The organism is Olleya sp. NP1-10 (assembly GCF_055804415.1).
The window spans coordinates 822,673-848,346 of record NZ_CM147840.1 but is presented as its reverse complement, the minus strand read 5'-3'; the positions used below and the strand labels follow the sequence as shown (position 1 = coordinate 848,346).

General features: G+C 30.5%; 28 protein-coding genes and 1 pseudogene. 20 read left to right on the top strand and 9 right to left on the bottom strand.

Going from position 1 to position 25,674, the window contains the following annotated elements; translation table 11 throughout:
• Positions 1–116 precede the first annotated feature (116 nt).
• The 14 genes from AC0L4B_RS03840 (at position 117) to AC0L4B_RS03775 (ending at position 9,259) form a co-directional block, all read left to right on the top strand.
• Positions 117–755, top strand: a complete 639-nt coding sequence (locus AC0L4B_RS03840) for a hypothetical protein (protein ID WP_473438624.1) — start codon at positions 117–119, stop codon at positions 753–755.
• Between the two features lie 2 nt (positions 756–757).
• Positions 758–1,300, top strand: a complete 543-nt coding sequence (locus AC0L4B_RS03835) for a hypothetical protein (protein WP_473438623.1) — start codon at positions 758–760, stop codon at positions 1,298–1,300.
• A gap of 90 nt (positions 1,301–1,390) precedes the next feature.
• Entirely contained in the window at positions 1,391–1,633 is a 243-nt protein-coding gene (locus AC0L4B_RS03830) for a CdiA C-terminal domain-containing protein (protein ID WP_473438622.1), read from the top strand.
• Between the two features lie 32 nt (positions 1,634–1,665).
• Positions 1,666–2,064 carry a hypothetical protein gene (locus tag AC0L4B_RS03825; RefSeq protein WP_473438621.1) on the top strand — a complete coding sequence of 133 codons (399 nt, stop codon included), beginning with the start codon at positions 1,666–1,668 and terminating at the stop codon, positions 2,062–2,064.
• A 552-nt stretch (positions 2,065–2,616) separates the two neighbouring features.
• Positions 2,617–3,048, top strand: a complete 432-nt coding sequence (locus AC0L4B_RS03820) for a TIGR02594 family protein (protein WP_473438620.1) — start codon at positions 2,617–2,619, stop codon at positions 3,046–3,048.
• Positions 3,049–3,060: 12 nt separating this feature from the next.
• Positions 3,061–3,489: a phage holin family protein gene (locus AC0L4B_RS03815; protein WP_473438619.1), complete on the top strand. Its 429-nt coding sequence runs from the start codon at positions 3,061–3,063 to the stop codon at positions 3,487–3,489.
• Positions 3,490–3,651: 162 nt separating this feature from the next.
• A complete protein-coding gene (locus tag AC0L4B_RS03810; RefSeq protein WP_473438618.1) occupies positions 3,652–4,326 on the top strand; it encodes a hypothetical protein in 675 nt (224 codons plus the stop codon).
• Positions 4,327–4,347: 21 nt separating this feature from the next.
• Positions 4,348–5,058, top strand: coding sequence for a hypothetical protein (locus AC0L4B_RS03805; RefSeq protein ID WP_473438617.1), 711 nt, complete (start codon positions 4,348–4,350; stop codon positions 5,056–5,058).
• Positions 5,034–6,686 (top strand): phage tail family protein, encoded by a 1,653-nt coding sequence (locus tag AC0L4B_RS03800; RefSeq protein ID WP_473438616.1) that lies wholly within the window; start codon positions 5,034–5,036, stop codon positions 6,684–6,686. Before AC0L4B_RS03805 ends, AC0L4B_RS03800 begins: the two co-directional genes overlap by 25 nt.
• A 7-nt stretch (positions 6,687–6,693) precedes the next feature.
• Positions 6,694–6,993, top strand: coding sequence for a hypothetical protein (locus AC0L4B_RS03795; RefSeq protein WP_028288890.1), 300 nt, complete (start codon positions 6,694–6,696; stop codon positions 6,991–6,993).
• Between the two features lie 101 nt (positions 6,994–7,094).
• Positions 7,095–7,571, top strand: a complete 477-nt coding sequence (locus tag AC0L4B_RS03790; protein WP_473438615.1) for a nucleotidyltransferase domain-containing protein — start codon at positions 7,095–7,097, stop codon at positions 7,569–7,571.
• A complete protein-coding gene (locus tag AC0L4B_RS03785; RefSeq protein WP_473438614.1) occupies positions 7,564–7,761 on the top strand; it encodes a hypothetical protein in 198 nt (65 codons plus the stop codon). The genes AC0L4B_RS03790 and AC0L4B_RS03785 overlap by 8 nt, the downstream gene beginning before the upstream one ends.
• A gap of 645 nt (positions 7,762–8,406) precedes the next feature.
• On the top strand, positions 8,407–8,904 hold the full coding sequence (locus AC0L4B_RS03780) for a hypothetical protein (protein WP_473438613.1): 498 nt from the start codon (positions 8,407–8,409) through the stop codon (positions 8,902–8,904).
• Between the two features lie 61 nt (positions 8,905–8,965).
• Entirely contained in the window at positions 8,966–9,259 is a 294-nt protein-coding gene (locus AC0L4B_RS03775) for a hypothetical protein (protein WP_473438612.1), read from the top strand.
• Between the two features lie 72 nt (positions 9,260–9,331).
• Here AC0L4B_RS03775 and AC0L4B_RS03770 read toward each other — a convergent pair whose 3' ends face one another.
• The 4 genes from AC0L4B_RS03770 to AC0L4B_RS03755 all read right to left on the bottom strand — a co-directional run bounded on the left by AC0L4B_RS03770 (position 9,332) and on the right by AC0L4B_RS03755 (position 14,324).
• Positions 9,332–9,835 (bottom strand): hypothetical protein, encoded by a 504-nt coding sequence (locus tag AC0L4B_RS03770; RefSeq protein ID WP_473438611.1) that lies wholly within the window; start codon positions 9,833–9,835, stop codon positions 9,332–9,334.
• Positions 9,836–9,937: 102 nt separating this feature from the next.
• Positions 9,938–11,761: a M1 family metallopeptidase gene (locus AC0L4B_RS03765; protein ID WP_473438610.1), complete on the bottom strand. Its 1,824-nt coding sequence runs from the start codon at positions 11,759–11,761 to the stop codon at positions 9,938–9,940.
• 64 nt (positions 11,762–11,825) lie between these two features.
• Complete coding sequence (locus AC0L4B_RS03760; RefSeq protein ID WP_473438609.1) at positions 11,826–13,442, bottom strand: S8 family peptidase; 1,617 nt, start codon at positions 13,440–13,442, stop codon at positions 11,826–11,828.
• 21 nt (positions 13,443–13,463) lie between these two features.
• Positions 13,464–14,324: an MBL fold metallo-hydrolase gene (locus AC0L4B_RS03755; RefSeq protein WP_473438608.1), complete on the bottom strand. Its 861-nt coding sequence runs from the start codon at positions 14,322–14,324 to the stop codon at positions 13,464–13,466.
• Positions 14,325–14,497: 173 nt separating this feature from the next.
• On the opposite strand from AC0L4B_RS03755, the gene AC0L4B_RS03750 reads away from it, so the two are divergent.
• From AC0L4B_RS03750 to AC0L4B_RS03730, 5 genes are all read left to right on the top strand, one after another.
• Positions 14,498–14,878, top strand: coding sequence for a hypothetical protein (locus tag AC0L4B_RS03750; RefSeq protein ID WP_473438607.1), 381 nt, complete (start codon positions 14,498–14,500; stop codon positions 14,876–14,878).
• Positions 14,879–15,000: 122 nt separating this feature from the next.
• On the top strand, positions 15,001–16,857 hold the full coding sequence (locus AC0L4B_RS03745; protein ID WP_473438606.1) for a TonB-dependent receptor: 1,857 nt from the start codon (positions 15,001–15,003) through the stop codon (positions 16,855–16,857).
• A 194-nt stretch (positions 16,858–17,051) separates the two neighbouring features.
• Positions 17,052–17,315, top strand: a complete 264-nt coding sequence (locus tag AC0L4B_RS03740) for a hypothetical protein (protein ID WP_473438605.1) — start codon at positions 17,052–17,054, stop codon at positions 17,313–17,315.
• Positions 17,316–17,359: 44 nt separating this feature from the next.
• A complete protein-coding gene (locus tag AC0L4B_RS03735) occupies positions 17,360–17,932 on the top strand; it encodes a PepSY-associated TM helix domain-containing protein (RefSeq protein WP_473438604.1) in 573 nt (190 codons plus the stop codon).
• A complete protein-coding gene (locus AC0L4B_RS03730) occupies positions 17,878–18,627 on the top strand; it encodes a PepSY-associated TM helix domain-containing protein (RefSeq protein WP_473439389.1) in 750 nt (249 codons plus the stop codon). The genes AC0L4B_RS03735 and AC0L4B_RS03730 overlap by 55 nt, the downstream gene beginning before the upstream one ends.
• Positions 18,628–18,637: 10 nt before the next feature.
• On the opposite strand, the gene AC0L4B_RS03725 is transcribed toward AC0L4B_RS03730, so the two are convergent.
• The 4 genes and pseudogenes from AC0L4B_RS03725 to AC0L4B_RS03710 all read right to left on the bottom strand — a co-directional run.
• On the bottom strand, positions 18,638–19,978 hold the full coding sequence (locus tag AC0L4B_RS03725) for a SulP family inorganic anion transporter (RefSeq protein ID WP_473439388.1): 1,341 nt from the start codon (positions 19,976–19,978) through the stop codon (positions 18,638–18,640).
• The gene (locus tag AC0L4B_RS03720; protein ID WP_473438603.1) at positions 19,948–20,829 is read right to left on the bottom strand and encodes a SulP family inorganic anion transporter; all 882 of its coding nucleotides are present in this window, start codon (positions 20,827–20,829) and stop codon (positions 19,948–19,950) included. Before AC0L4B_RS03720 ends, AC0L4B_RS03725 begins: the two co-directional genes overlap by 31 nt.
• Positions 20,826–21,278, bottom strand: coding sequence for a hypothetical protein (locus AC0L4B_RS03715; protein ID WP_473438602.1), 453 nt, complete (start codon positions 21,276–21,278; stop codon positions 20,826–20,828). Before AC0L4B_RS03715 ends, AC0L4B_RS03720 begins: the two co-directional genes overlap by 4 nt.
• Before the next feature lie 84 nt (positions 21,279–21,362).
• Positions 21,363–21,437 (bottom strand): annotated as a pseudogene (locus AC0L4B_RS03710) (hypothetical protein); the annotation flags it as partial.
• A 406-nt stretch (positions 21,438–21,843) separates the two neighbouring features.
• Here AC0L4B_RS03710 and AC0L4B_RS03705 point away from each other — a divergent pair.
• Positions 21,844–23,688: a cation:proton antiporter gene (locus tag AC0L4B_RS03705; RefSeq protein ID WP_473438601.1), complete on the top strand. Its 1,845-nt coding sequence runs from the start codon at positions 21,844–21,846 to the stop codon at positions 23,686–23,688.
• Between the two features lie 56 nt (positions 23,689–23,744).
• On the opposite strand, the gene lepA is transcribed toward AC0L4B_RS03705, so the two are convergent.
• Positions 23,745–25,541, bottom strand: a complete 1,797-nt coding sequence (lepA, locus tag AC0L4B_RS03700) for a translation elongation factor 4 (protein ID WP_028288903.1) — start codon at positions 25,539–25,541, stop codon at positions 23,745–23,747.
• Between the last annotated feature and the right edge of the window lie 133 nt (positions 25,542–25,674).

The window sequence follows — 25,674 nt, the reverse complement described above, 5'->3', positions numbered from 1 at the left end:
CTTTTTCATTTTAAACAAAGCATACGCAAACGTTTAGAAAAGCTTGGCATACGACCCTCAAAGTTTGATGAGGCAACAGACACCTTCACTTTTTGTCCAATTAAAAGTGTATAGGTATGTGTTTTAAAAATCAATTACAAGGGAAACGAAAAACAGGAGACGTCATAGTAAGTGACGTTACAGTAGCTAAAAACTTAACAGAAAAACAGTATGCTGAGTTTATAGATAACGCAAAAGAGCAAGCCACAAAAAAAGGCATGACTCTTGAGAAGTATTTGGATGATATTGCCAAATTGCTAACAAAATTAAGAAAGTACAAACCAATTAGGAATAAATTTCCTGATGAAGCATTACCAAAAGATGGATATATTTTAGATTATGTTTTAGATGCTAAAGGATTATTTAGGCAACTAAATGGAAATATTGTAACAAGTAGAGATTTAAATTTCGTTATAACAAAAGCAGGTAAATTAAAAATTGGCATAAGTCATCATTTATTAGGTAATGCTGAAGATGTTTTAATGGCTGGCGGAATTCGTTTCAAAAAAGGAAAAATAGCTGAATTAAACAATTTGTCAGGTCATTATAAACCCACATTTAAGGAAGCAAGTGTTTTGGAAAATCTTTTAAAAGATATTGGGTTGCCTGTAAAAAGAGCTAAATACGAAATATCTACTATATCATCTAATAGTCAAGGTTTTGTAACGGGAACTAAAAAAGTAAAAACAATATTTATAGACAACATAAATTTATAATAATGAAACAGTTAACAAAAGAAATATTAAAAGCAACATCAGGTCCAGAAGGAGATTGGGAGAACTTCAAATCTTTAAAAAGCGAAGTGCTTTTAGAGGAAAACAAAAAAGAATTAATTGTGGATATACTTAACACTAAACAATTTATTTATACAGACGTAAGAGGCTTATTTTTAACCATTCCTGAATTATGGAAAGATTTTAATTTAGACGATTGGTTGTATATAATTCGTAAAGTTAGTCGTCCTTCAAAATATCGATTATATATGGATTACGAACCTAACTTCGAAGACATTCGGTTTTTATATAATTGGATAGGAATTGATAGTGTTAGTTTATATAAAGAGGACTCAGAAATATCCAAAGAAAACAAGGAGAATTTAAATAAGGTTTTCCCTCAGTTTTTAAATGATACTATGAGAAATGGTGGTACCTATAAAGAAGATTTTAAAGATGGTACATTTGGCGATATATCATTTTTCAGAATTATGAAGGAAAGATTAATATCACAAGGAGCTATAGAAAGTTTTAATGGAAATCTTTAATTATTTAGAATTAAATGAACTAACAAAAGCTACAGTTTAATTACTGTAGCTTTTGTACTTTATAAAAGTATTTGGTTAAAATAGTTACTGTTGTGTGCACTCGTTACAAACGAGCGCCAACGAGGGTTTGACTGTTATGCTCCATTTGAGAGGAATAAGAAAGCAAGATGTATATGGTCAGAAGTAGAAGATAAAATCCTTAAAGAACAAACTAAAAGAGTAATAATAAACCTTAAAAACTGGAAAGGAGATGTTTCTATATTAAAAAAGCAATTTACTGATTGGAATATTAAAGGTTTAGAAGAGGTAATATATATTACAAAAGAAGGATAAATAAATTATTTAACATTAAAATAAATAAGACTATGGCATTAACATATAGATTAAAATTTACTAGAAAATTAGATGAAAAACTAGAACTCAAAGAACTAATAGAGAAAAATGATAATAAATTTTTTTTAATTTCTAAATTATATTCATCAACTCGAGGGTATATTGAGAGTCATTTTGATAAAACATTAATTATTAAAGAACTCGGTAGCTCCTCTATCATTTCATTTGATGTAATAGATAAAGAAGTGGATCCAATAGCGTTTCGTAAATCTTTAATAGATGCGGTTCATAAAATTACCACTGAAATATATCCAGAAGAAGATTATTTCTTTGAATTTAATGGAGATATTATTCACGAAATTAGAGAGAATGGAGAAGTTAAGCTAAATGGACATTCTAGTTTTTACAATGATTTAGCTTCTCTAAGTTAGCGAATACCTGTGACGAGTGATGATAAAGATTAGTAAACAAAAAAAAGCTGCAATTTAATTATTGTAGCTTTTTGTGTTTTAGACTTATGGCTAGAAAAAAACAAGCTTAGTAATAAAAATTGACAATTTTGGTTCTATGGTTAGAATCTAATTCCTGGATTTGTAATTAGTGACCGCAAGAGTAATAAGTAATAAAAAAAGCATCATAAACGATGCTTTTTTTAATAAAACAAATTACAAAATTTAACATATTTATTCTGTAAAATGTTTTTGTATATTTTGTAAAATGATTATATTTGTATTCGCTTTTCTAACAACGTTTACCGTTTGTTACATTCAATTCGTGTTAAGTAGAAACCCATAAACCTAGATTAATCCTATTCAGGTTAAGAATTTATAAACTAAAGTAATCTTTGGTAAGGGGTTTGGTCTGCTTAAAATAATAATTCACACATATGTGTGGTTTTTATCAAATACAAGCTTTGTATTAATTTTAAAAGCTTCTGTTTGATATTACAATTTTCATTATTAACTTTTTTAAATTTTATAGTTATGAGCTTAATAAATAAAGCACTGTCAGAGTATGGTGTAAAAGAAGTGATAGGTGCAAAAGACAACCAACGTATTATAAAATACTTTGATCAAATAGGTTTTAATGGCTCAAAACTTAAAGACGAAACTGCTTGGTGTAGTGCGTTTGCAAATTGGGTAGCTAAAACATCAGGTTTTGAGTTTTCTGGCAAATTAAATGCTAGAAGCTGGTTAACTGTTGGGACCTCAACCAATCAACCAAATGTTGGAGATATTGTGGTATTGTGGAGAGAAAATCCAAAAAGCTGGAAAGGTCACGTTGGATTTTTTATTAAACAAACCAAGTCTTATGTATATATCCTAGGAGGTAATCAAAGCAATTCGGTTTGTATAAAAGCCTACCCTAAAAGTCGTGTGTTAGACTATAAAAAACTCAAACAAATTAGTAATTAAACACATAAAAACATGGACAAAATTGTCAAATATACATTTTGGTTATTGACGTTATTGTCTCCTGTAAATGGTGTCATGGTAACCATGGTATTTTTAATTGTGGTCGATTTTATTACAGGATCTTACGCCTCAATAAAAAATCATATACCTATTAGAAGTTCTAGAGTTGGTCATACAGTTTCAAAGTTTTTTATTTACAACTTGGTGATATTAGCAGCATTCTTTTTAGAAAAACACATCGTAAACGAAGTACCTTTTTTAAAAATTATTGCAGGTTTTATAGCCATAGCCGAAATAAAATCCATTTTAGAAAACTTTAATAAAATCTACGGTGTTAACCCTTTTAAAGCACTTATTAACTTGATTAAGCTTACTGCCTTAAAAGAAACTATAGAGACTCTTACAGAGGACAAAAACGCTTCTAAAGAAGCAAATAAATAACCTTAATTAGTTCCTTTTAAAAAAGGAATCACACATTTATTTAAAAGCCTAAATCCTTCCTGTGTAATAACAGGAAGCAGGCTTTTATATTCTAAAATTAAAAAAATAAAAACATGTCACTTCGAGTGATTTTGAGATTATCGAAATCAAAATATATTTTGATTGAAGATACCTAGCGAAGCTAAGAAATCGTATCGAGAAGCCGCAAAAGTTGACCATAAAACACACAACACAATGATAAATTTTTCAATAAAGACAGAACGCTTGTTATTGCTAATCATACTAGCATTAGTCGTTAGTAATTTATTTTTAAAACAATGCAGTAGTTTTAAAACACCAGGTCAGCCAACAGTAACCATTACAAAAGATACGATTTGGCAAACTAAAGTCGATACATTTAAAGTCCAAACTGTAAAGTATAAAACCGTTTATGTTAACAAAGAAGACAGTTCTCAAATTCTAGAAAACTTAACAGAAACAGAGGACGCGTCGCTTTTTAACCAAGCCAAAATCTATCAAGACACACTAAGTAATGACGATATTGATATATACAGTTACAACCTTTTGGATGGTAATTTGTTGGATAGTCAATTATCCTACAAGCTAAAAGTGCCACGTCAAGTAACAGTTACAAAAACTATCGAGCATCCAAAAACATATAGAAGTGGTTTGTATGCTTTTACAGAAGTTGGCGGAAACACACAGCAATTAAGCAACCTAAGTTTAGGCTTACAATACAACCGCAAAGGCAACTGGTTTGCTAGCTACAGATTAAACCTAAACCAATTACAAAGCCCAACGCATAATGTTGGTGTTGGTGTTAGGGTTTTTAAATGAATTTAATAAAACAAGATAATTATGAATACAACAATATTAGAAAATCATAGAGGAATGACCAATGTGCATCCTTTAGCATCGCTTCCTTTTAGAAGTAGGCCTCAACAAGATTTAAAACCCATATATTTTCCTGGAGGCGAAACTAAAAAAATAGAAGATGTTATTGTAACAACAGATGTTGGTACAGACCCAAATAGAATCCAGCATATAGCTTCTGTCAAAGCTTTTTTTGACAAAAACAAAGATGATAAATTTAGCCCTTTTGATGACGTATTTGGATATAATATAGAATTATACTTTAGTAAAGATGCTATAAAATTAGACAAAGCATTTAAAGAAGTTGAAGCAGATGAAAAAGGAATGATCTTTTTTATCGAAGATAATACAGACGATATAAGTGCTCAATTTTGTAAAATTAAAATAGGAAGAAGAGTCAAGGATAATCTTACAGATATCTCACAGCTTTATAATAGTAAATCGGTGTATGAGTATATAAATTCCTTTGTAGCTATTGATAGAGAGCTTTTCCAAGAGTTAATTATACACGGTAAATTAGAAAATGTCGCATTAGAAGCGGTTGAGTTTTTATTTACCGCAGGAAACTATCTTAATCCATTAGCTATTAGTAAGCCTATAGTTGAAGGATTAGGTACTATTTGTCATCATATAAGCAGTTTTATTGACAAAGGAAGATTAGACGATTATAGATGGAATCCAAATGCAAAAAAATAAAAGAAGACGGTACAGAAGATACAGAGCATAAATTTGAACCCTTTCTATTTCCTTTTATTGAAGGTTATTTAGACCAGATGGATGATTCTAAAATTAATGAATACGCTATACAATCCTTTAAAGAGTTTAAAAGCGGATTTTTAGAGTATGATACATCCATACGTAGTTATATTAAAAAAACAGACTTTGGAAAACTTTTAGAAACAAACATTCCTATACCAATAGGTGTTTTTAGTTCTGTAACAGTACCTGTAGAGATTGATATTATTCCAGACAGTGCAGAAGCTTTTTTATATAGTAAATACATTCAAGTTAGTGATGCCATAATAAATAAGCTAAACGATTTAGAAACGTTTGATTTTACAGACTTAATTAAAAAAGGAATCCGTGTGGCAAATGCCTTTTTATGTGGTATTTGGAATGGTTTGATAGATGCAGTTTCAGGTATTTTTCAACTATTTGAGATGGTCTTTAAAGGTGTTGTTGCTATGGTAGATTTTACAGACAATTTTAGCACACAATTCCCAATACTAATGGAGTATATAGATAATGCAATAGACGCTATTAAAAACATAGACTTTAACCTGCTCTATAGCCATTTTAGAACTAAAATTAAAGACGCTACACAATCCTTTGAAACTATTGCGTATTTTAGTGGAGCGTTCATTGGTTTTATGGTTGGATTTGTTGTAGAGATTGTAGGTGGTCTATTAATTTCTGGAGGTACTTTAAGTGTTGCTGCGGTTTTAGAAAAATTAGCAAGCCTATTTACTAGTGTTTTAAAAGGCATTGCCAAAGCAGGTAAAAAAGTATTTGATTTTAGCAAAAAATTAGTTATAAATACCTTTAAAGGGTTTAGAAAATTATTAGATCAACTTATCGAGTTTTTGCGTAAAGGGACAAAAGGCTTTAAGGACATGATTGATGATTTGTTTGATAAAGTAAAAAAAACTATAAAACCTAAGAAGTATGGTAAAGTTACTAGAGCCATAATAAAAAAAGAAATGCCAAAAGATTTTTTAAAGGCAATTAAAAAACTTGGGTTTAAAGAAAACGATATTTTAGATTATTTTATGAGATATCATAATGAAAATGAATTTAAGTTTTTAAATGAGATAGATGGGTTAATTACAAAATATCCAGAACTTTCTAAAACAGATATATATGCGCTTTGGAGTTATACAACTAATTTATATTATGGAAATCTAAATCGTTGGTTAAGAACAGGAAAGAATAGATTTAAAACTAAAGAAATTTCAAAAATCATAACATCAGCATTAGAAAAAATGCCCAAATATAACGGTAACGCCTTTAGAGCTTTAGAGTTTTCGGAACAATCCTTGCTATTAGATTTTTTAAAAAAGCATAAAAAAGGAAAAACAGTCAATTACAAAGAATTTGTTTCCTGTGGAAGTAACACTAAAGCGGCTTTTTTTGATAAATCAAAAAAGAATGTATTTTTAAAATTGGAAGTAAAAGGTGCTCCTATTATTTCAGATTTTGCAGATGGTATAAAAATAAGAGGATATGCAAAAGAAGAATTACTTCTTTTACAGAACAGAAAATTTAAAGTTACAAATTATAAAGAGGTTAATGGAGATCACTTTTTTGAATTAATAGAAAAATAAAAATATTATGAAATCAGATTTTGAAAAATTTACAGAAGAAAGACAAATAAGATTTAATGCTTTTTGGACAGAAGAATATCCAAAATTAAGTCGAGAAGAAAAAGTAAAATATTGGTTAGCTAGTACTCATAAAGGTATGCGTACACAAGGAGAAGCCTTTAATGACGAATATTCTGAGTTCTCAAAAGGATGGTACGAGCATGCTATTAGTGTAGAACCAGATTTTGATGAGATATTTAAAGAAGTTGTTAGCAATATTGGCTTTGAGTTTGATTGGAAAGAGTATAGTAAACGAATCCAAAGCTAGCAATTGTCTGTGACGAGTGACATTAAAGATTGGAAAACAACAAAAGCTACAATTTAATAATTGTAGCTTTTGTATTTTAGAGCAATTGGTTTTACTCTTGTGTGCACTCGTCACAGACTAGCGCCAGCAAGGGAATACCGATAGATGATGTTAGAATTCAAGGGTCGGCTTTAAGAAAAAAACATCCTAAACCGAAAGATGTTGATTTAGCAGTTTTTGTTGATGATACTGTTTTTAATAACTATCTTAAAAAAGCTTTTAAAGGAAAAATAAAGTTAGATGGCAAAGTTGTTGATATATCAAATATGTCAGATAATAATTTATTAAAATTAGCTGAGGATATTGTAAACAATAGAAAATCATATAATGGGAAAGCAGATACTTTTAGAAAAATGTTTATTGACAAAAAAATTAGTTCAAAAAAAACAAATAATATAAATGTTGTAAATAATTTTAGAGAAATAAGAATTAATATAGCAAATAAATATAAACACTTAAACATAGAAGACATCTCAATTCAAACAAAACAAGGAAAATTAAATTTAAAACCAGACTTAAAACTTAACAGCTATGAATAGTATATTTATTAACGGAAGTATAGAAATAACAAATAAAGAATTTTATAAAATACTTTTAAGTATTGATGAATTAGATAATTCAAAATTAGAATTAAAAGAACGTGATTTTGGTTATGAAATAGGATATGAAGATGAACATATTTATATATATATTCATGGTAATGAACTCGAAAAAAAGGAGAAACCCTGATTTTTGATTGTGAATATAAAAAAGAAATAGATAATGCCCATCTTTTTATAAACTCTATTAAAGACCTGTTACAAAATCAAGGGATACCTTATTATTCTTTTGAATATGCAGAAGGAGACGGAAAAGGCAACGATATTGGAGAGGAGTTTGAAATTAAATTTCCAGAAGATTAATTTTAAAATAGAAAATACCAAAAGCTACAATTTAATTATTGTAGCTTTTGTGTTTTATAGAAGTGTTTTTCAAGTCGCCACACTTGTGTAGCATCATCATTAAAAATGATATTACAAGACAAGGGTATTATAAGAACAGAGTAATATTTAGCAACTGCTTTAAAAACAAACATAAAAGTTGCCTCTATCTTAGATATTCCAGAAGCATTATATAATAGTCGTTTAGATGATATAACTACTATTACAGAGAATAAAATTAACTATAAAAAATTAGAAGAAGGAGATAAAGCTATTGTTAGTATAGCAACGGATGAATTTAAAGGGCATGCAGTACTTTTGGAAAAAATAGAGAATGGAAATGTCTTTTTAAGAGATCCATTACCTATAAATCAAGGTTCTTCTTATTCTATTAGCATAGAAGATTTCAACAAAATATTTAATGATAAAGCAGTAATAATAAAAAATTAAGATTATGACAGAACAAGGAAATATAAAACACAATACAAAAGGAGAAAAACCTTCAAGAGATTACAAAATTATTAGAGTACGTAATACGCCAAATGCTAAAGAAGTATTGGATAATTTTAAAAATGCAATAATAATTTTTTTAAAGAACAAAAATTTAAGTGATGAAGACCCTAAATGGGAAAAACTATTACCAGAAGGCATAATTAATAAACTAAAACAATTAGATGATAATGATTATAAGTATGATGAACTTTTAGCATATTTAGATATATATATATACAGGCTTCAGACTAAAAAGGACTGGAAATGGTATAGCTCTTTAGAGGTTGAAGACGGTTTTGATATTGTTATAAAGGGTAATGTCAATGCAAGTCAATTTATAAGCTTTATACATTGCCAAAATGTACCATTAGACAATATTAAAATAATTAATGAAGCTAAAGGAGAAATCTATGATTTAGAGACTCTTAAGGATTATACATCTTATAAAACTTTAAAATAAGTGTTTTACAGAAGTATTTAACTAAATTACGTATTGTTGTGTGCACTCGGAAAAAATAATCATGAAAGATAAAGAATTTTTACAAAAAATTATTGATGATCAAAGTCGATTTTGGACAGAAGAGTATCCAAAATTAAGTCGAGATGAAAAAGTAAAATATTGGTTAGATAGCACTCATAAAGGTATGCGTACACAAGGAGAAGCCTTTAATGACGAATATTCTGAGTTCTCAAAAGGATGGTATGAGCACGCTAATAGTGTAGAATCAGATTTTGAGGAGATATTTAAAGAGGCAATTAGTAATATTGGCTTTGAGTTTGATTGGGAAGAGTACAATAAACGAATTCAAGCATAAAAACAAAAAAGCTACAATTTAATTATTGTAGCTTTTGGTTTTTAAAGTAATAATTTAAGTAGTTCAAAACCTCTAAAACAAGTACAAAGTACGATTTTGACTATCAGGTAAACCAATAATATTATTGGCATAATCGTTTTGATACACTAATTCTCCCTTTTTAATATAACCTTCGGCTTTAGGCATACAAGTAGCCCAAGCACCTGATGGTTTACAGTCTTCTAAATTTAGTTTTACAATCGTATGATTTTCAACTGTTATTACCGCTGAAGTATAACTTTTAGCTTTTTCTAAAGCTGTTTTAATAGTGTCTTTGTTTAAGTTTATTATCGCTTTCGCAGAATTTTTTGCAGTCTTTTGAAATGTTTCAATTGGGTTAGCAGAGTTATCGTTTTCTAAACTTTTTACATCAGAAAGAAATGCAATTGATGAGTCGTTAGTGACAGTTTTTGATTTAACTTTTGTGTTTGTTATTTCTGTTTTTGTATCGGTTTCAACCGAAGTTTCGGTAGTTTTATTTTCGTCTTTACAACTGAATGTAATTAGTAGTAATAAAAGTAAAGCAAATGGTTTCATGTATTTAGTTTTTTTGTTGATATAATTCAAATATAAAGTTTTTATAAAACAAAAAAAGCTACAACTTAAGTTGTAGCTTTTTTATTTCAATTTAAAATAATACTAGTTTAAAGTATTATTAGTTTTATCTATATCTGCCATTAATTGATTTGGATCTATAGTAATAGACTTAATCATGTTTTTTGCTTTACTAATACTAAAACTGTAGGTTGGCATTGCCCAAGCCCAATCGTTTAATATTTTAGTGGTTGTTGCCACTGGTTTTTCGCCACGCATCATTTGTAACGGAATATAAAATTGCTGTTTTGTTCCGTCCGTATATTCTACTTCAATATCTAAAGGCATTGGCATTAAACCTTTACGCTCTAAATTAACAGTTGTAATGCTGTTGTTCTCTTCAGTTGAAGCTACAGCATAGTCAATGGTGTTTGTAGTCTGTGTCCAGTCTGTTAAGTACCAATTTAGCTCTAATCCAGAAACTTTTTCGGCAGTACGAATAATATCAATTGGTCTTGGGTGTTTAAACGCAAAGTCATTAAAGTATTTTTTAAGTGTTTGCTTTAAATTTTCTTTACCAATAACATACCCTAATTGAGATAAAAATACAGATCCTTTATTGTAAGCTGTAATCCCATAAGCCATGTTAGTATCGTAACGATCTGCATGTGTTGTTTGTGGTTTCTCTTTACCAGACTTTACTAAATAATAATACCCATTATAAGCTCCAGCTGCTGGATTTTTTAAGTTAGTATTATTAATAGCATCTACTGCATAGTCACTAATGTAGCTAGTAAAACCTTCGTCCATCCACTCATGTTTAGCCTCATTAGTAGCTAATAAAAACTGAAACCAAGTATGTGCAAGCTCATGTGCAGTAACTCCAACTAAGCTTCCAAATTTACGTTTTCCTGTAATTAAAGTACACATTGCGTACTCCATACCACCATCACCACCTTGTATTACCGAATATTGATCATATGGATATTTACCAACGTTTTCACTAAAATACTGCATTAATTGCACAGTTTTTGGTTGTAAGTCTTTCCAAAATTGTAAGTTTTCTGCAGGTAAATCTTTTTTGTAATAAAAGTTAAGCATTGGTCCATTTGGTACTTGCATAGTATCATGAATATAGTCAGGATCTGCAGCCCAAGTAAAGTCATGTACTTTAGGAGCTTTAAAACGTAATGTTTTTTTGTTTCCTTTTACTTCTGCTTCACCTTGTTGGTATCCAGTACCACCAACTACATAATTTTTGTCTATGGTTAAGTTAACCTCAAAATCTCCCCAAACACCATGAAACTCACGTCCAATGTATGGATGAGCATGCCATCCTTCAAAATCATATTCTGCTAATTTAGGATACCATTGCGTCATAGATAATGCAACACCTTCTGCATTATCGCGTCCAGAACGTCTTATTTGTTTTGGTACTTGTGCATCAAAATCCATTGTAAAAGTTACACTTTGACCTGGTTGGATCGGTTTAGCTAAAGCGACCTCTAAAACGGTACCAACAGTTTCATGATTTATAGTTTTACCATCCTGTTTTAAACTATTTACTTTAATATATCCAATCTCGTTTGGAGCTAGTTTACTAATACGATCTCCAACACGTCTATCAGGATCTTCTATGGTGCGAGAACGCACATCCATTTCACTACCTGGTTGAAAGGCATTAAAATATAAATGGTAGTATACACGATCCAGAACATCAGGCGAGTTGTTTGTATAAACCAAAGTTTGTTTTCCTTTGTATTGATAGGTGTTAACATCCATATCAATATCCATTTTGTAATCTACATGTTGCTGCCAATATGTAGATTGTGTTTTGGTTTGAGTAGCTGTAGTTGCAGTCATTGTTTTGGTAGACTTACAGCCAGTAAGTAGACCAAATGCTGTAACTAAAAGAAATAGTTTTTTCATTATTGTTTAAATTGAAATAAAAAAGCCTCAAGAGGTCTTGAGGCTTTTTAAAATTAATAGTGTGTTATTTAGATATTTGTGAAGCCATAACTAAAGCGTTATAAGCATTTACAATTTTTTCTGATTTACTTAAGTTTCCAAACGGTTGCACGTTTTTAGCATCACCACCAACAATTACTTGTGAGTGTACTGCTAATCCAGAGTCTAAAATAATTTGTTTTACCTGTGAGGCTTTAAGTTTTGGGTACTGAGACCAAACTAATGCAGCAACACCAGCTACAGCAGGAGAGGCCATACTAGTTCCTCCCATTGCTTTGTATTCATTTTCTGGAGTGGTAGAGTATACTTCAGATCCAGGAGCAAATACATCTACATTTTTCTTTCCGTAGTTAGAAAAACCAGAGACTAATTTAGTACCATAACTTGGTGCTAAAGATCCAACTCTAATATAAGTGTTTGATACTTCAACAAAGTTGACGTTATCATCAGGGAAATTAGCTTCAACATCTACATTCTCGCTAGAGTTACCAGCTGCATGTACAAATATTACACCTTTATCACTTGCATATTTAATAGCGTCTCTTACCCATTCTGGATGCATAGAAAAGCTTTTACCAAAACTACCATTAATAACTTTAGCTCCATTGTCTACAGCATATCTAATTGCTTTAGCAACATCTTTATCATACTCGTCACCATTTGGTACAGCACGAATAGCCATAATTTTTACATTGTTAGCAACACCATTAGCACCTAAACCGTTGTTACGTTCTGCAGCAATAATACCAGCTACGTGTGTCCCATGACTTTCAGATTTTTTTGTTGGCATAACATTGTTATTTCCATAACCTGGTTTGTCATTAAAGTCATCTGGATTATCTCCTGTTGTACGACCTTTAAACTCTTTATTAAGATTAGCGTTTAATTGGTCTGTAAAGTACTCGACAACTCCTTTAACTTGCTCTTCTGCTTTAGCTATAGATGTCATTCCGTTACCATACATAAATTTTGCAGTAGCTACAGCAGTTGCTAATTCTGAACCTTCAGTAGGTGTTAAAGCATTAACTTCTTCTGGAGTATAATCAGCTTTATTAAAGTGAGCAGTTAGTACTTTATTTGCACTACTAACTTGAGCATATATTTGGTCGTAACGTTGCTTACCACTTAAGGCTTGTTGGTAGTCTTCTTCTAATTTAGCATTAGCTTCAGCATATCTTGGGATACTAGTATCTAAAGTTGCTGCAATACGTGTCATTTCTAATTGCTCGTCATAAGCATCACCTAAAAAGTTCCAACCATGAATATCATCTATATATCCATTTTTATCATCATCTATTCCGTTTCCAGCAATTTCTTTAGGGTTGGTCCAAATCACACCATCTAAATCTTCGTGTGTGATGTCTATTCCAGAATCTATGACTGCAACAATAATTTGCTGTCCTTTTTTACCTTTAATAATTTCGGCGTAAGCCTTATCAACACTCATACCAGGAATAGTATCTTTAACTAGGTCTAAGTGTCCCCAATTATGTGCTTCAGCTTCGGTTAATGGTGATTCTTTAATTGGTGTGTTGTCTATATTTTCAATAGGTGTTGATAATATTGGTGCACCACCACCACAGCTAGATAGTACTATACTAGCAAAAGCTGATAATAAAATTGGCTTATACGTAATCTTCATTTTTATAGTTTGTTTGAGTTGTTAATTAAAAATATCATTACAGGTATAGGTGTCTTTAAGTCTAACGCCTTTTTCTGTATGTTGCACAGTGATAATTTCATGGTGTGCGTCGTGTTCCAAAAATAAGTAATAATTGTTGTCTGCTGCTAGGTTCAAGAATTTTTCTTTTTCGTCTAACGTTAGTAATGGTCTTGTGTCATAACCCATTACAAAAGGTAAAGGTAAATGCCCAACGGTTGGTAATAAATCTGCCATAAAGCAAATGGTTTTACCTTTATAATTTATCATAGGTATCATTTGCTTATCTGTATGTCCATTGGCATAAAAGATGTCGAAACCTAATGCTGATTTTTTTAATATATCATTTTCAGGAATATCTGTAAACTTTAATCGTCCACTTTGTTCCATTGGAAGTATGTTTTCTTCTAAAAACGAAGCGACTTCACGTCTATTAGGTTCTGTTGCCCATTTCCAATGGTCTTTATTGCTCCAAAAATGTGCGTTTTTAAAAGCGGATTCTAATTTTGTACGATCTTTATTGTAATTAAAAGCACCACCACTGTGGTCAAAATGAAGATGAGTCATAAAAACATCTGTGACATCATTAGTTGAAAATCCAGCTGTGTTTAGTGATTTTTCAAGTGTATCGTCTCCATATAAATTATAATAACCGTAAAATTTTTCGCTTTGTTTGGTACCCATTCCTGTATCAATCAATGTCAGACGGTTGCCATCTTCTATTAGTAAACAGCGTGCTGCAATATCTATCATATTATTAGCATCTGCAGGATTAGTTCTGGTCCATAAAGATTTTGGCACAACACCAAACATGGCACCACCATCTAGTTTAAAATGTCCTGCTTGTATTGGATATAATTTCATAGTTACGCAAATTACTAAACTTTTGCACTATCTTAAAAGAAACGCTCATTTATTAGCGTATTTTATAATAAAATTAACGCTATTTTTTTATTATTAATTTTCAGTTTTTTATGAGCTTTTATTTAGCTATTTTTGAAAACTAAAGCAAAGGGTTACTTTTTTATAATTGACTTTTGAAAAATATTATTTCTTATATATTTCTTTTTATTATAATTATAAAACCTATTTATAATATTTCTTGTATTGCTTATTATGAGTTAAATATTGATTACATAATAGAAACTTATTGTATCAATAAAGAAAAACCAAAATTACAATGTAATGGTAAGTGTCATTTAGCAGCCCAATTATCTAGTTTAGATATTGATGATTCAAATGATAATACCTACGTAAACTCATTAATAGAAAGTTTTATTCCTCTTTATTTTAAAGCTTACACTTATGATTTTAGTTTAATTGCGACTAGTAAAGTTGAAAAAAATAACTGGAATTATAATACAACAATAACTTCTAGAAATCAAGATTTACTTGATAGACCACCACAGTTTAGCTAATTTTTTATCGTTTAAAGTATAATGTGTTTAGATAATCCTAAACTACATAACTATACACTAAATTTAGTATAAACACATGTAAATTAATTGCACGTGTTTAAAAAATAAGATAGAACAATCAAATGAAAAAATTATTGATACTTGCTATTAGTTTAGTAGGTCTGTGCTCTTATGCACAAAAAACATATACAGGAAAAATTGTTGACCAACACAATACTCCTTTAACTGGAGCAACAATTCAATCCAAATCAAATACAAATAATGCTGTTATTTCTAATAATAACGGTAGTTTTTCAATTCAACTTAATAACGATGCAACAGTAATAGTTAAATACATGGGATTTACTACTGTTGAACAAGAATTATCTACTACAGATAATATTATTTATCTTCAAGAAAATGATGAACTTTTAGAAGAAGTTGTTGTATCTGCCAGTAGAGAAAAACAAAAGCGAAAAGAAGTACCAGCCTCTATTTCTGTAATTTCATCTAAAGATATAAAAGCAACTAAAGCATTTGGTATAGACCAATTAGTTAACAATGTACCTGGTGTTGTTATGACAATGTCTAGAGCAGCTGGAAATGAACAGCACATGATGGCTGTAAGGTCTCCTATAAGTACAAAATCGTTGTTTTTATATGTAGAAGACGGTTTACCAATACGACCAACTTCTGTATTTAACCATAATGCTTTACTAGAAATGAATGATGTTTCTTTTGAAAGAATTGAGGTTTTAAAAGGTCCAGCATCAAGTATATATGGTAGTGAAGCTATAGGAGGAAGTTTTAATTTTATCACCAAAAATCCAACTAAAGACTTATCAGGAGGCATTGGTTTTCAGGCTAACGATATGGGTTTAACTCGTTATGATTTAGAATTCTCACAATATGCAAATGAAAAGGTTGGGTTTTATTTAGGCGCGCAATATGTACAACGTAAAGATGGACCTGTATCTCATAGTGATTATGAAAAATTTGCATTAACATTTAAAAATGTAAACCACTTATCTACTAGTTTAGATTGGACAAATGTTTTTGATATTATAGATTATAGAAGTGATATGTCTGGATCTTTAAGTGAAGAAGATTATATAGCAGGTAACTATGAAAGTGATCAAACATTTACAGAGCGTGATGCTTTAGCTTTTAGATTTAGAAGTACTTTAGATAAACAATGGAATGCTAATAATAAGACAGCATTTAATTTTATTTTCAGAAAAAATCAACTAGATCAAATACCATCTTATAGAATAAGTCAATGGAGTGCCAGTGGAGAAATAAATAGCAATAAATTTAATAGCTATGTTGGATTATTACAACATAAATTAGACTTAAATTTTGCTAATTCTTCTTTAATAGTTGGAGGTAGTATAGATTATTCACCTCAAGATTATGAAGCCGAAAGTATATCTGTTACTATAGATCCAGACACAAATATAAATACCGATTATACTGTTAATACAGGCGATTTTATTTTAAATTATGATGCAAATATTTTAAACTATGCAGCTTATTTACAATATGAAATTAATCCAATAGAAGCATTAAAAATTACAGCAGCTTTACGTTTTGACAAGTTTAAATATGATTATGATAATCTAGCCGAAGGTGTTGCAGGACCACAAGATTCTAAAAATAATTACGATAATTTCTCACCAAAACTTGGAGCTAATTATAATTTATCAAAAAACTTAGGGCTTTACGCAAACTACTCTAATGGTTTTACACCACCACAAACCTCTAGTTTGTACCGTAATAGTGATACACAAGAAGGAGCACAGGTTTTTGATTTAAAACCAAGTAACTATGATAATTACGAAATAGGGACTTATTTTAATATCAATAAAACATTTAAAGCAGATATAGCAATTTACTTACTTGATGGTAAAAATACCTTGGTAACATTGCGCGACGAAAATGATATTTTTTTAGTGTTAATGCAGGAAAAACAAGATCTTATGGTATTGAGTATGGTTTAGAATATACACCAATTACAGGTTTAAGTATTAGTCATAACGGAAGTTTTTCTAAACATAAATATATCGAATTTTTTGATGACGGTGAAGATTATTCAGATACCGATAGAGAAACAGCTCCTTCACTTATTGGAACAACAAAAGTTACATTTGTACCTCAAAGTTTTAAGGATTTAAGTTTAAGTGTTACACACGAAATGATTGGTGCATACAATACTAGTTACGAAGGTGTTGCTGAAAATTTAGATGGTAGTTTTGGAACAGCAACTTATGAAGGTCACAATATTTTTAATGCTTTAGTTGCTTACAAATTTCAAAAATTTGAAATTTGGGTACATGCCTTAAATCTTTTTGACGATTTATACTCTCCAAGAGCATCATATAGTCCATGGACAAAAGCTAATACTTACACAGTAGGTAATCCAAGAGCTTTTCATTTAGGTCTAAAATATAACTTTTAATTTAATATGCAGGTAACTTACTAAGTTACCTGCTTTTTTATATTATGAAAAACAGAAAATTAAACCAATGGGCTTGGAAATGGCATTTTATTGCAGGTATTATTTCATTACCATTTGTTGTATTATTAGCTATAACGGGAGGAATATATTTGTTTAAAGATTATTATGAAGCACCTAAGCAAGAACATATAAAATTTGTTAAAGCTAATGGAGACGCTATATCATTTCAAAAACAATGGCAATTAGCAAAACCAGAATTACAGAAACCACCATTTTCAATGGTAATACCAACAGACACTAATCAAGCAACAGCTTTTACTACAGGTATGTTTAGCCATAAAAACAGTATCTATATTGACCCTTATCAGGCTAAAATAGTAGGTGCTATTAAGCCTAAAGACTCTAAGATGCATACTGTTAGAAAATTACATGGCGAGTTACTTTTAGGTAAATTTGGAACCAAAATAGTAGAACTAGTAGCTAGTTGGATGTTTGTATTAATTTTTACAGGTATATATGTGTTTTGGCCAAGTAAAAAAGAAGGTATAAAAGGCTTTTTAAAATTAGATTTAACCAAGGTAAACGTATTTTATTTAGAGATTTACATGCTGTATTAGGTTTTTGGATCTCTATTTTATTACTAATGACTTTAGCTGGTGGAATGCCTTGGACGGATGTTTTTGGTAGCAATTTTAAATGGGTTCAAAATGTAACTAATACTGGTTTCCCTAAAACATGGGATTCTAGAGGCTTAAAATCTGATATAAAAGGAGAGGCAATTACTTTAGATACTATGGTTAAGTTAGCCCAATCTATGAATCTTAAAGGAGAAGTTTCTATTGGATTACCTTCTAATCCTAAAGGTGTGTATTCAATTTATAATTCTACTTTTGATTTAGAAGCTCAAAAACGTTTTCATTTTGATCAATATTCAGGAAAACAGTTAGTCAATCACAATTGGGAGGATATTGGTATATTAATGCGTGGTCGTTTATGGTTTATGGCATTTCATCAAGGACAATTTGGTTTATGGAATTGGTTAATAATGCTAAGTGTAGCTTTATTATTTGCTTTTATGGCAATAGCAGGATTAGTATCTTACTTAAAACGAAAACCAAGTAATAAATTAGGTGTTCCTAAAGTGCCTGCTTCCTTTAAAGTTGGGTATGGTATACTATGTATAGTCGTAGTGTTAGGTCTTATTTTTCCTTTATTTGGACTAAGTATTATATTAATTACTTTAATAGAATTTCTTATAAAAAAATTAAACACGTTTGAAATTAAATTAAAAAGCCTCTTATTAGCTAAATAAGAGGCTTTTTTTAATTGTTATTTATTGTTTTATGTAAACGTTTTCCAAAATCATAAAGTGCTTTTAACTCCTTGATACTTGCTAATCTTTGACGACCAAAAATTAATAAATCATGACCATTAGACTCAATGTGATAATAGGGATTACTTTCAAAAAAGTGAGTAATATCATCTGTAAAAAAGTGTTGAATGGCTTCTGTATCTTCTCCTAAAAGATAAAAACGATTAGAAAAGTCGGAATGGTTTTTAATAGGAATATCTTTAAAACCTGCAAAAGCATATACTTTTTCTAAAAAACCCTCTCTGTCTAGAGTAAATTCTGGAATATTTTTATTTAATTTAATATGAAGCATAGTACTACGTACGACTTCTTTGGCAATAAACTCGCCTTCAGAAAACTCGATATCAAATACGTTTAAAGAGTGCTCTTGATTACTAAGTTGGTTGTAAATATGATTGATTTGTTTGGTTCTAAAAAACAGAAAATTATCTAAAAAAGACGTTTGCTTTTCTTTTTGAGATTTGTAGTTTAAGTTAAAACTTATAGATAATTCTTTAATGGTTTTTTGACGTCTAGTCAAGCTATTTTTAATAACATTTGGTACAGGAAGTAAACGACGTAATGCAAATGGATGTTTGGAGTCTGTATCGTGTAAATCTAAGCCTAAGACTTCAAAATGACCACCACGTTTACTAAATAATTCTTGATAATTATTTAGGTTTTCCATAACGGTATGATCTACAAATTGGCATAACGAAAAATCTACAATAACATCTTCGTTTTCTGGAATGGCATTTAGCTTATCTTTTAATTTATAGTAGTTTAAAAAGCTACAAAAATGTTTTACACTAATGTAATAATGACCATCTTCTTGAAACATTAAAACATTTGGTTTTAACCAATTTCTTGCAAATAAAGACACACTTTTATTTAATACAATATGAATAATAAAAGTGACTAATACACCAGATAAAATTCCTGAAATTAATCCTATTTTTAAGGTAACTAAAAGGGTTACAAAAAATATGATAAGCTGCTCTTTACCTATTCTAAATATTTTTCTGATATTTTCTGGTGATGCTAATTTATATCCAGTAAATACTAAAATAGCCATTAAAGCTGGTAATGGAATACGGGTTAATTGTGTGCTAAACAGGACTATAAAAATGACTAAAAATAAGGCATGAAAAAAGTTTGAAGACCTATTTGTACCACCATTATTAACGTTTACAGAGCTTCGTGCAATTACAGTAACAACATTAAGACCTCCTAAAAAACCGCTTCCTACAGTGGCTAAACCTAAAGCTTTTAAGTCTCGGTTTACATTACTTCTTCTTTTTCTGGATCTAATTTATCTACTGCTTTAATACTCAGTAAAGACTCTATACTAGCTATTAATGTTAATGCTAAAACACTTGACCAAAACGAGAAGGTACCAATTTTACCAAAGTTAACCGTTGGTATTTGTGAGATGATTTCTGAAAACTGAGGGATACCAGAAATCATATAATTACTAGCTATTGGATTAGCTTCGTGTGCAACAAGCTCAAAATAATAACTAAATGTAATAGATAAAATTACAATCCACATTGGAGCAGGTATAAGCTGTAGATATTTGTTTCTTATTTTGGAGTAAAATATCATTATCAAAAAACTAATCAAACCTGCTAAGGCAGCAAAAATTAGTCCTGTGTTTTCATAATGAATAGCATCGTTAACCGTAAATGGGATTTCAAAAAGATAATCCATAGTATCCTCACGTTTTATCCTATGTGCTAACATAATATGAAACTGCTTTCCTAAAATTATCAATCCAATGGCTGCTAACATACCTTGTATGGCTGAAGATGGAAAGAAATCTGCTAGTTTTCCTAATCTTAAAAAACCTAAGATAGATAATAATATACCTGAGCATATTATTGCTGCATACGCACTTTCTAATCCTAAAGTTGCGATGGTGACTAATAAAACGCCAACTAATCCATTACCTGGTCCAGCAATAGTAACATGACTACCACCTAAAATAGAAACCGTAACACCACCAATGACAGCAGCAATAACACCAGCAATTGGAGGTGCATCACTAGCCATAGCTAATCCTAATCCTAAAGGTAAAGCAATAAGACTAACCACAAAACCAGAAAAAATATTTTTTGGTAATGCATTTAAAAAAGTCTTTATGTTATTCTGTTTTGGGCTCATTGAATAATTAGGACGTCTGTTGGTAGTTCGGTTAAAATATGTTCTATATCATGCGGAAATAATCGATCCCAAAAGGTCATTTTTGTTGGTGCATTCATGACTAATAAATCTGCTCTAGAGATTTGTGCATAATGACCAATAGAGTAGCCTTGAGTCCCGAATATTGGCTGAGATTTTACAGTAATATTTGAGGTGTATTCTTGAGGTACATCTTCAATAATATGATTAACCCTTGAGTTTTCACGCTGTCTAAGACGTTGTTTGATGATATTAGCATGTCTTAAAGATTTATCATCGTCTACATTTACAGTAATTTCGTTTTGTTTAATTTCTTCAACAATAGTTAATTTTTCTGCATTAAGTTTTGCCCCAACATAAAAAGCAGTCTCAATGGTTTGTTGTGTTTTAGGATCTTCAATACCATTAACCACAATATGTCTACAGGACAATCTTTCAATTGATGGATTAATTAACAGTAGTAAGCTACATTTTGCTTGTCTTGTGATTTTTCTAGCAATAGACCCAACGTAATATTTTACTAGCTTTTCGCGTTTTGCAGCGCCAATAATTAGCAGGTCTATATTTTTTTCTGCGGAAGCATTTAAAATAACATCTACAGGATTACCAGATTTAAATATGACTTGATAGTCTAAATTTTCGGGCTTAAAAAAATCAAGAATAGCATTGATTTTTTTAGCTTATCGTCCGATTTTGAGCCTACATGTATTAAAACTAGTTTAGCATTAAAAAACAAAGACAGTCGTGCTGCTTCATATAAATTTGCTTTTAAGTTTGGCGAAAAAGCAATACCAAGACCAATAGTTTTAAAGGGTTTAAATGACACGTGTGTAATTAAAGTTTTTTTGGTAAAGCGGTAAGATACTATTTTTTTAGGTTAAAAAAATAAGCTTACACGTGCTGTGGTACGTAAAAAACTAACTTTTTACTCTAAATTTGGGTTAAATTATAGAGGAAGAATTAAAGAATTAGTATTTTCACAAAAAACGAAACTGAATGATAGAGTTAGGAGGAATAATTATTTTAGGGATTTTAGCCCAGTGGGTTGCTTGGAAGTTTAAGATTCCTGCAATTTTACCTTTAATTTTAATTGGTTTATTAGTTGGTCCAATTGCTGCCGAATTTTTAAGCGAAGATGGTACTAAATGGATTGAGCCCATTTGGAATGGAGAAGAAGGTCTGTTTCCTGGTGAAAGTTTATTTTATTTTGTCTCCTTAGCCATTAGTATTATTTTATTTGAAGGTGGATTGACACTTAAAATGAGCGAAATTAAAAATGTTGGACCAGTAATTACTAAGCTAATATCTTTAGGCTCATTGGTTACCTTTTTTGGCGCTGGAGCTGCTGCACATTATATTTTTGGGCTATCTTGGGAGATTTCGTATTTGTTTTCTGGACTTATTATTGTTACAGGTCCAACGGTAATTACTCCTATTTTAAGAAACATTCCGTTGAAAAAAGATATCTCTGCTGTACTAAAGTGGGAAGGTATTTTAATAGATCCTATTGGTGCTTTAGTAGCGGTTTTAGTTTTTGAATTTATTAGTGTTGACGCAGGAGGAGAGTTTACTAAAACGGCTTTAATCGAGTTTGGTAAAATCGTGCTTTTTGGCGCTACTTTTGGATTTACATTTGCACACGCTTTAAATTTTATAATTAATAAAAAATGGGTACCACATTACCTATTAAATGTGTTTGCTTTAGCTGCTGTTTTAGGTGTTTTTGTATTGTCTGATGTTTTTGCACATGAGTCTGGATTACTTGCTGTTGTGGTTATGGGAATGGTTTTAGGTAACTCAAACTCTCCTTACTTAAAAGACCTTTTATACTTTAAAGAGTCCTTAAGTGTTTTATTAATTTCGATCTTATTTATTTTACTAGCAGCTAATATTAATTATAGTGAGTTACTTTTAATTTATAATTGGAAAACCGCAGCTTTATTTGCTGTTATTGTTTTTATAGTTAGACCTTTAGGTGTGTTTTTAAGTACGCAAGGCTCCAAATTAAAATTAAACGAAAAACTTTTTATTAGTTGGGTTGGTCCACGTGGTATTGTAGCTGCTGGTATTGCATCTTTATTTGGTTTAAAATTGGCAAGTAAAGGGGTTTATGGTGCAGAATATATTACACCTTTAGTATTTGTAATTGTACTTGGTACTGTACTTTTAAACGCAACAACAGCAAGACTTTTTGCTAAATTAGTAGGTGTGTTTTTAACACAGTCTAATGGAATATTAATTGTTGGAGCTTCAAAAGTATCACGATTGATTGGTCATTATTTAGAGTCTCATGGTAGGCATGTAGTATTGATAGATAGTAATCAAAATAATATTAATAAAGCGAAGGAGCTTGGTTTAGAGGCTATTAATACTAATATCTACTCAGAGACATTAACAGATAATATAGAGCTTAATGATGTTGGTTATTTAATGGCTTTAACAGGAAATAACGATATTAATAAATATGCAATTAACAAGTTTAGCAAACAATTTGGAGAAAATGGTGCTTTTAGATTAGTATCTACCGAAGAAATGTTAGACGACAATAATAATCCACATGAAGGTTTATTTTCTCATACAGATGACTTTAGTACATTAACCGAAGTGACTAGAAATTTTCCTAGTATACAAGAAATTGAAATTATTGATAAGGCCCATTTAAAAGACCTTATTGGTACCACTCAAAAAGATAAAGATATTATTCCGTTATTTATTAAAGATGATGAAGGAGAGCTGCACATAATATCTTCTTACAATACAGAGATTGAAGAAGCTAAAGAAGGTTACTATCTAGTCTATCTAGGTAAACCTTTAGACGTAGAAAAAGTAGATACAGTATAAAACTAAAAAACCTTCATTTTAAAATGAAGGTTTTTTTATATGTAGTAATTATTAATTTAATCGTTTAATTTTAAAACAGCCATAAATGCTTGCTGAGGTATCTCTACGTTACCAACTTGACGCATTCGTTTTTTACCTTTTTTCTGCTTTTCTAATAATTTACGCTTACGCGAAATATCTCCACCATAACATTTTGCAGTTACATCTTTACGTAATGCTTTTACGGTTTCTCTAGCTATAATTTTGGCTCCAATTGCAGCTTGAATTGGAATGTCAAATTGTTGTCTTGGTATTAATTCTTTTAACTTTTCACACATTTTTTTACCAATATTGTGCGCATTATCTGCGTGAATTAATGCAGATAAGGCATCTACTGGTTGTGCGTTTAATAAGACGTCTAAACGTACTAATTTTGACACCTTCATACCTATTGGATGGTAGTCAAAAGAAGCATACCCTTTAGATACGGTTTTTAAGCGGTCGTAAAAATCAAAAACTATTTCTGCTAAAGGCATTTCGAAGGTTAATTCTACACGCTCTGTAGTTAAATAAGTTTGATTCATGATCATACCACGTTTTTCTATACATAAGCTCATAACATTACCAACAAAGTCTGCTTTAGTAATAATGGTTGCTTTAATAAAAGGTTCTTCAACACGGTTTACGGTTGAAGGATCTGGTAAATCACTTGGGTTGTTAACAATAAAAGCATCGTCAGGATTTTTATTGGTAAATGCGTGATACGATACGTTAGGTACAGTAGTAATTACAGTCATATCAAACTCACGTTCTAGACGTTCTTGAATGATTTCCATGTGTAGCATTCCTAAAAATCCACATCTAAAACCAAAACCTAATGCAGCAGAACTTTCTGGTTGAAAGACTAAAGAGGCATCATTAAGTTGCAGTTTTTCCATACTGTTTCTTAACTCTTCGTAATCTTCAGTATCAACTGGATAAATACCAGCAAATACCATTGGTTTTACGTCCTCAAAACCTTCAACAATATTAGTCGTTGGGTTTTCAAAGTCAGTAATAGTATCTCCAACTTTAACTTCTTTTGCAGTTTTAATACCTGTAATTAAGTATCCTACATCACCAGTTTTAACGGTTTGTTTTGCTATTTGTGTCAGTTTAAGTGTACCAACTTCGTCTGCATTATAATCTCTTCCTGTGGCAACAAATTTAATTTTTTGTCCTTTTTTAATTTCACCATTAAAGACTCTAAAATACGTTTCAATACCTCTAAAAGTATTGTAAACCGAATCAAATATTAAAGCTTGTAATGGTGCTTCAGGATCTCCTTTTGGTGCAGGAATACGCTCAATAATAGCTTGTAATATATCTTCTGCCCCAAAACCGGTTTTACCACTTGCATGAATGACTTCAGAGGGATCACAACCTAATAAATCTACGATATCATCTGTAACTTCTTCAGGATTTGCACTAGGTAAATCTACTTTGTTAAGAACAGGAATGATTTCTAAATCATTTTCTAAAGCTAAGTATAGGTTAGAAATAGTTTGTGCTTGTATACTTTGTGCAGCATCAACAATTAGTAATGCACCTTCACAGGCAGCAATAGATCTTGATACTTCATAAGAAAAATCTACGTGACCAGGTGTGTCAATTAGGTTTAACACATACTCTTCACCTTCGTATATATAATCCATTTGAATAGCGTGCGATTTAATGGTTATACCACGTTCGCGCTCTAAATCCATATTATCTAAAAGCTGGTTTTGTTTTTCTCTGGCAGTCACTGATCCTGTGGTGTCCAATAAACGGTCAGCTAATGTGCTTTTTCCGTGATCAATGTGCGCAATAATGCAAAAATTTCTGATGTTCTTCATAGTCAAATCTCCTTATAAATTAAGGATGTTGCAAATATAAAGTAATTATTGAGCTTTTTTTGATTTTTCTTATTAATACAAAGAGACTTAAATTTATGGTTTTTACCACAGTTATATAAGTTTCACTATTATT

Coding starts and splice junctions, on each gene's coding strand:
- AC0L4B_RS03840 (WP_473438624.1), top strand. CDS start 117: ATGTGTTTTAAAAATCAATTACAAGGGAAACGAAAAACAGGAGACGTC.
- AC0L4B_RS03815 (WP_473438619.1), top strand. CDS start 3,061: ATGGACAAAATTGTCAAATATACATTTTGGTTATTGACGTTATTGTCT.
- AC0L4B_RS03785 (WP_473438614.1), top strand. CDS start 7,564: ATGAATAGTATATTTATTAACGGAAGTATAGAAATAACAAATAAAGAA.
- AC0L4B_RS03705 (WP_473438601.1), top strand. CDS start 21,844: ATGATAGAGTTAGGAGGAATAATTATTTTAGGGATTTTAGCCCAGTGG.
- AC0L4B_RS03800 (WP_473438616.1), top strand. CDS start 5,034: ATGGAATCCAAATGCAAAAAAATAAAAGAAGACGGTACAGAAGATACA.
- AC0L4B_RS03735 (WP_473438604.1), top strand. CDS start 17,360: ATGAAAAACAGAAAATTAAACCAATGGGCTTGGAAATGGCATTTTATT.
- AC0L4B_RS03745 (WP_473438606.1), top strand. CDS start 15,001: ATGAAAAAATTATTGATACTTGCTATTAGTTTAGTAGGTCTGTGCTCT.
- lepA (WP_028288903.1), bottom strand. CDS start 25,541: ATGAAGAACATCAGAAATTTTTGCATTATTGCGCACATTGATCACGGA.
- AC0L4B_RS03775 (WP_473438612.1), top strand. CDS start 8,966: ATGAAAGATAAAGAATTTTTACAAAAAATTATTGATGATCAAAGTCGA.
- AC0L4B_RS03825 (WP_473438621.1), top strand. CDS start 1,666: ATGGCATTAACATATAGATTAAAATTTACTAGAAAATTAGATGAAAAA.
- AC0L4B_RS03780 (WP_473438613.1), top strand. CDS start 8,407: ATGACAGAACAAGGAAATATAAAACACAATACAAAAGGAGAAAAACCT.
- AC0L4B_RS03755 (WP_473438608.1), bottom strand. CDS start 14,324: ATGAAATTATATCCAATACAAGCAGGACATTTTAAACTAGATGGTGGT.
- AC0L4B_RS03835 (WP_473438623.1), top strand. CDS start 758: ATGAAACAGTTAACAAAAGAAATATTAAAAGCAACATCAGGTCCAGAA.
- AC0L4B_RS03795 (WP_028288890.1), top strand. CDS start 6,694: ATGAAATCAGATTTTGAAAAATTTACAGAAGAAAGACAAATAAGATTT.
- AC0L4B_RS03720 (WP_473438603.1), bottom strand. CDS start 20,829: ATGAGCCCAAAACAGAATAACATAAAGACTTTTTTAAATGCATTACCA.
- AC0L4B_RS03760 (WP_473438609.1), bottom strand. CDS start 13,442: ATGAAGATTACGTATAAGCCAATTTTATTATCAGCTTTTGCTAGTATA.
- AC0L4B_RS03740 (WP_473438605.1), top strand. CDS start 17,052: ATGATTGGTGCATACAATACTAGTTACGAAGGTGTTGCTGAAAATTTA.
- AC0L4B_RS03765 (WP_473438610.1), bottom strand. CDS start 11,761: ATGAAAAAACTATTTCTTTTAGTTACAGCATTTGGTCTACTTACTGGC.
- AC0L4B_RS03820 (WP_473438620.1), top strand. CDS start 2,617: ATGAGCTTAATAAATAAAGCACTGTCAGAGTATGGTGTAAAAGAAGTG.
- AC0L4B_RS03805 (WP_473438617.1), top strand. CDS start 4,348: ATGAATACAACAATATTAGAAAATCATAGAGGAATGACCAATGTGCAT.
- AC0L4B_RS03770 (WP_473438611.1), bottom strand. CDS start 9,835: ATGAAACCATTTGCTTTACTTTTATTACTACTAATTACATTCAGTTGT.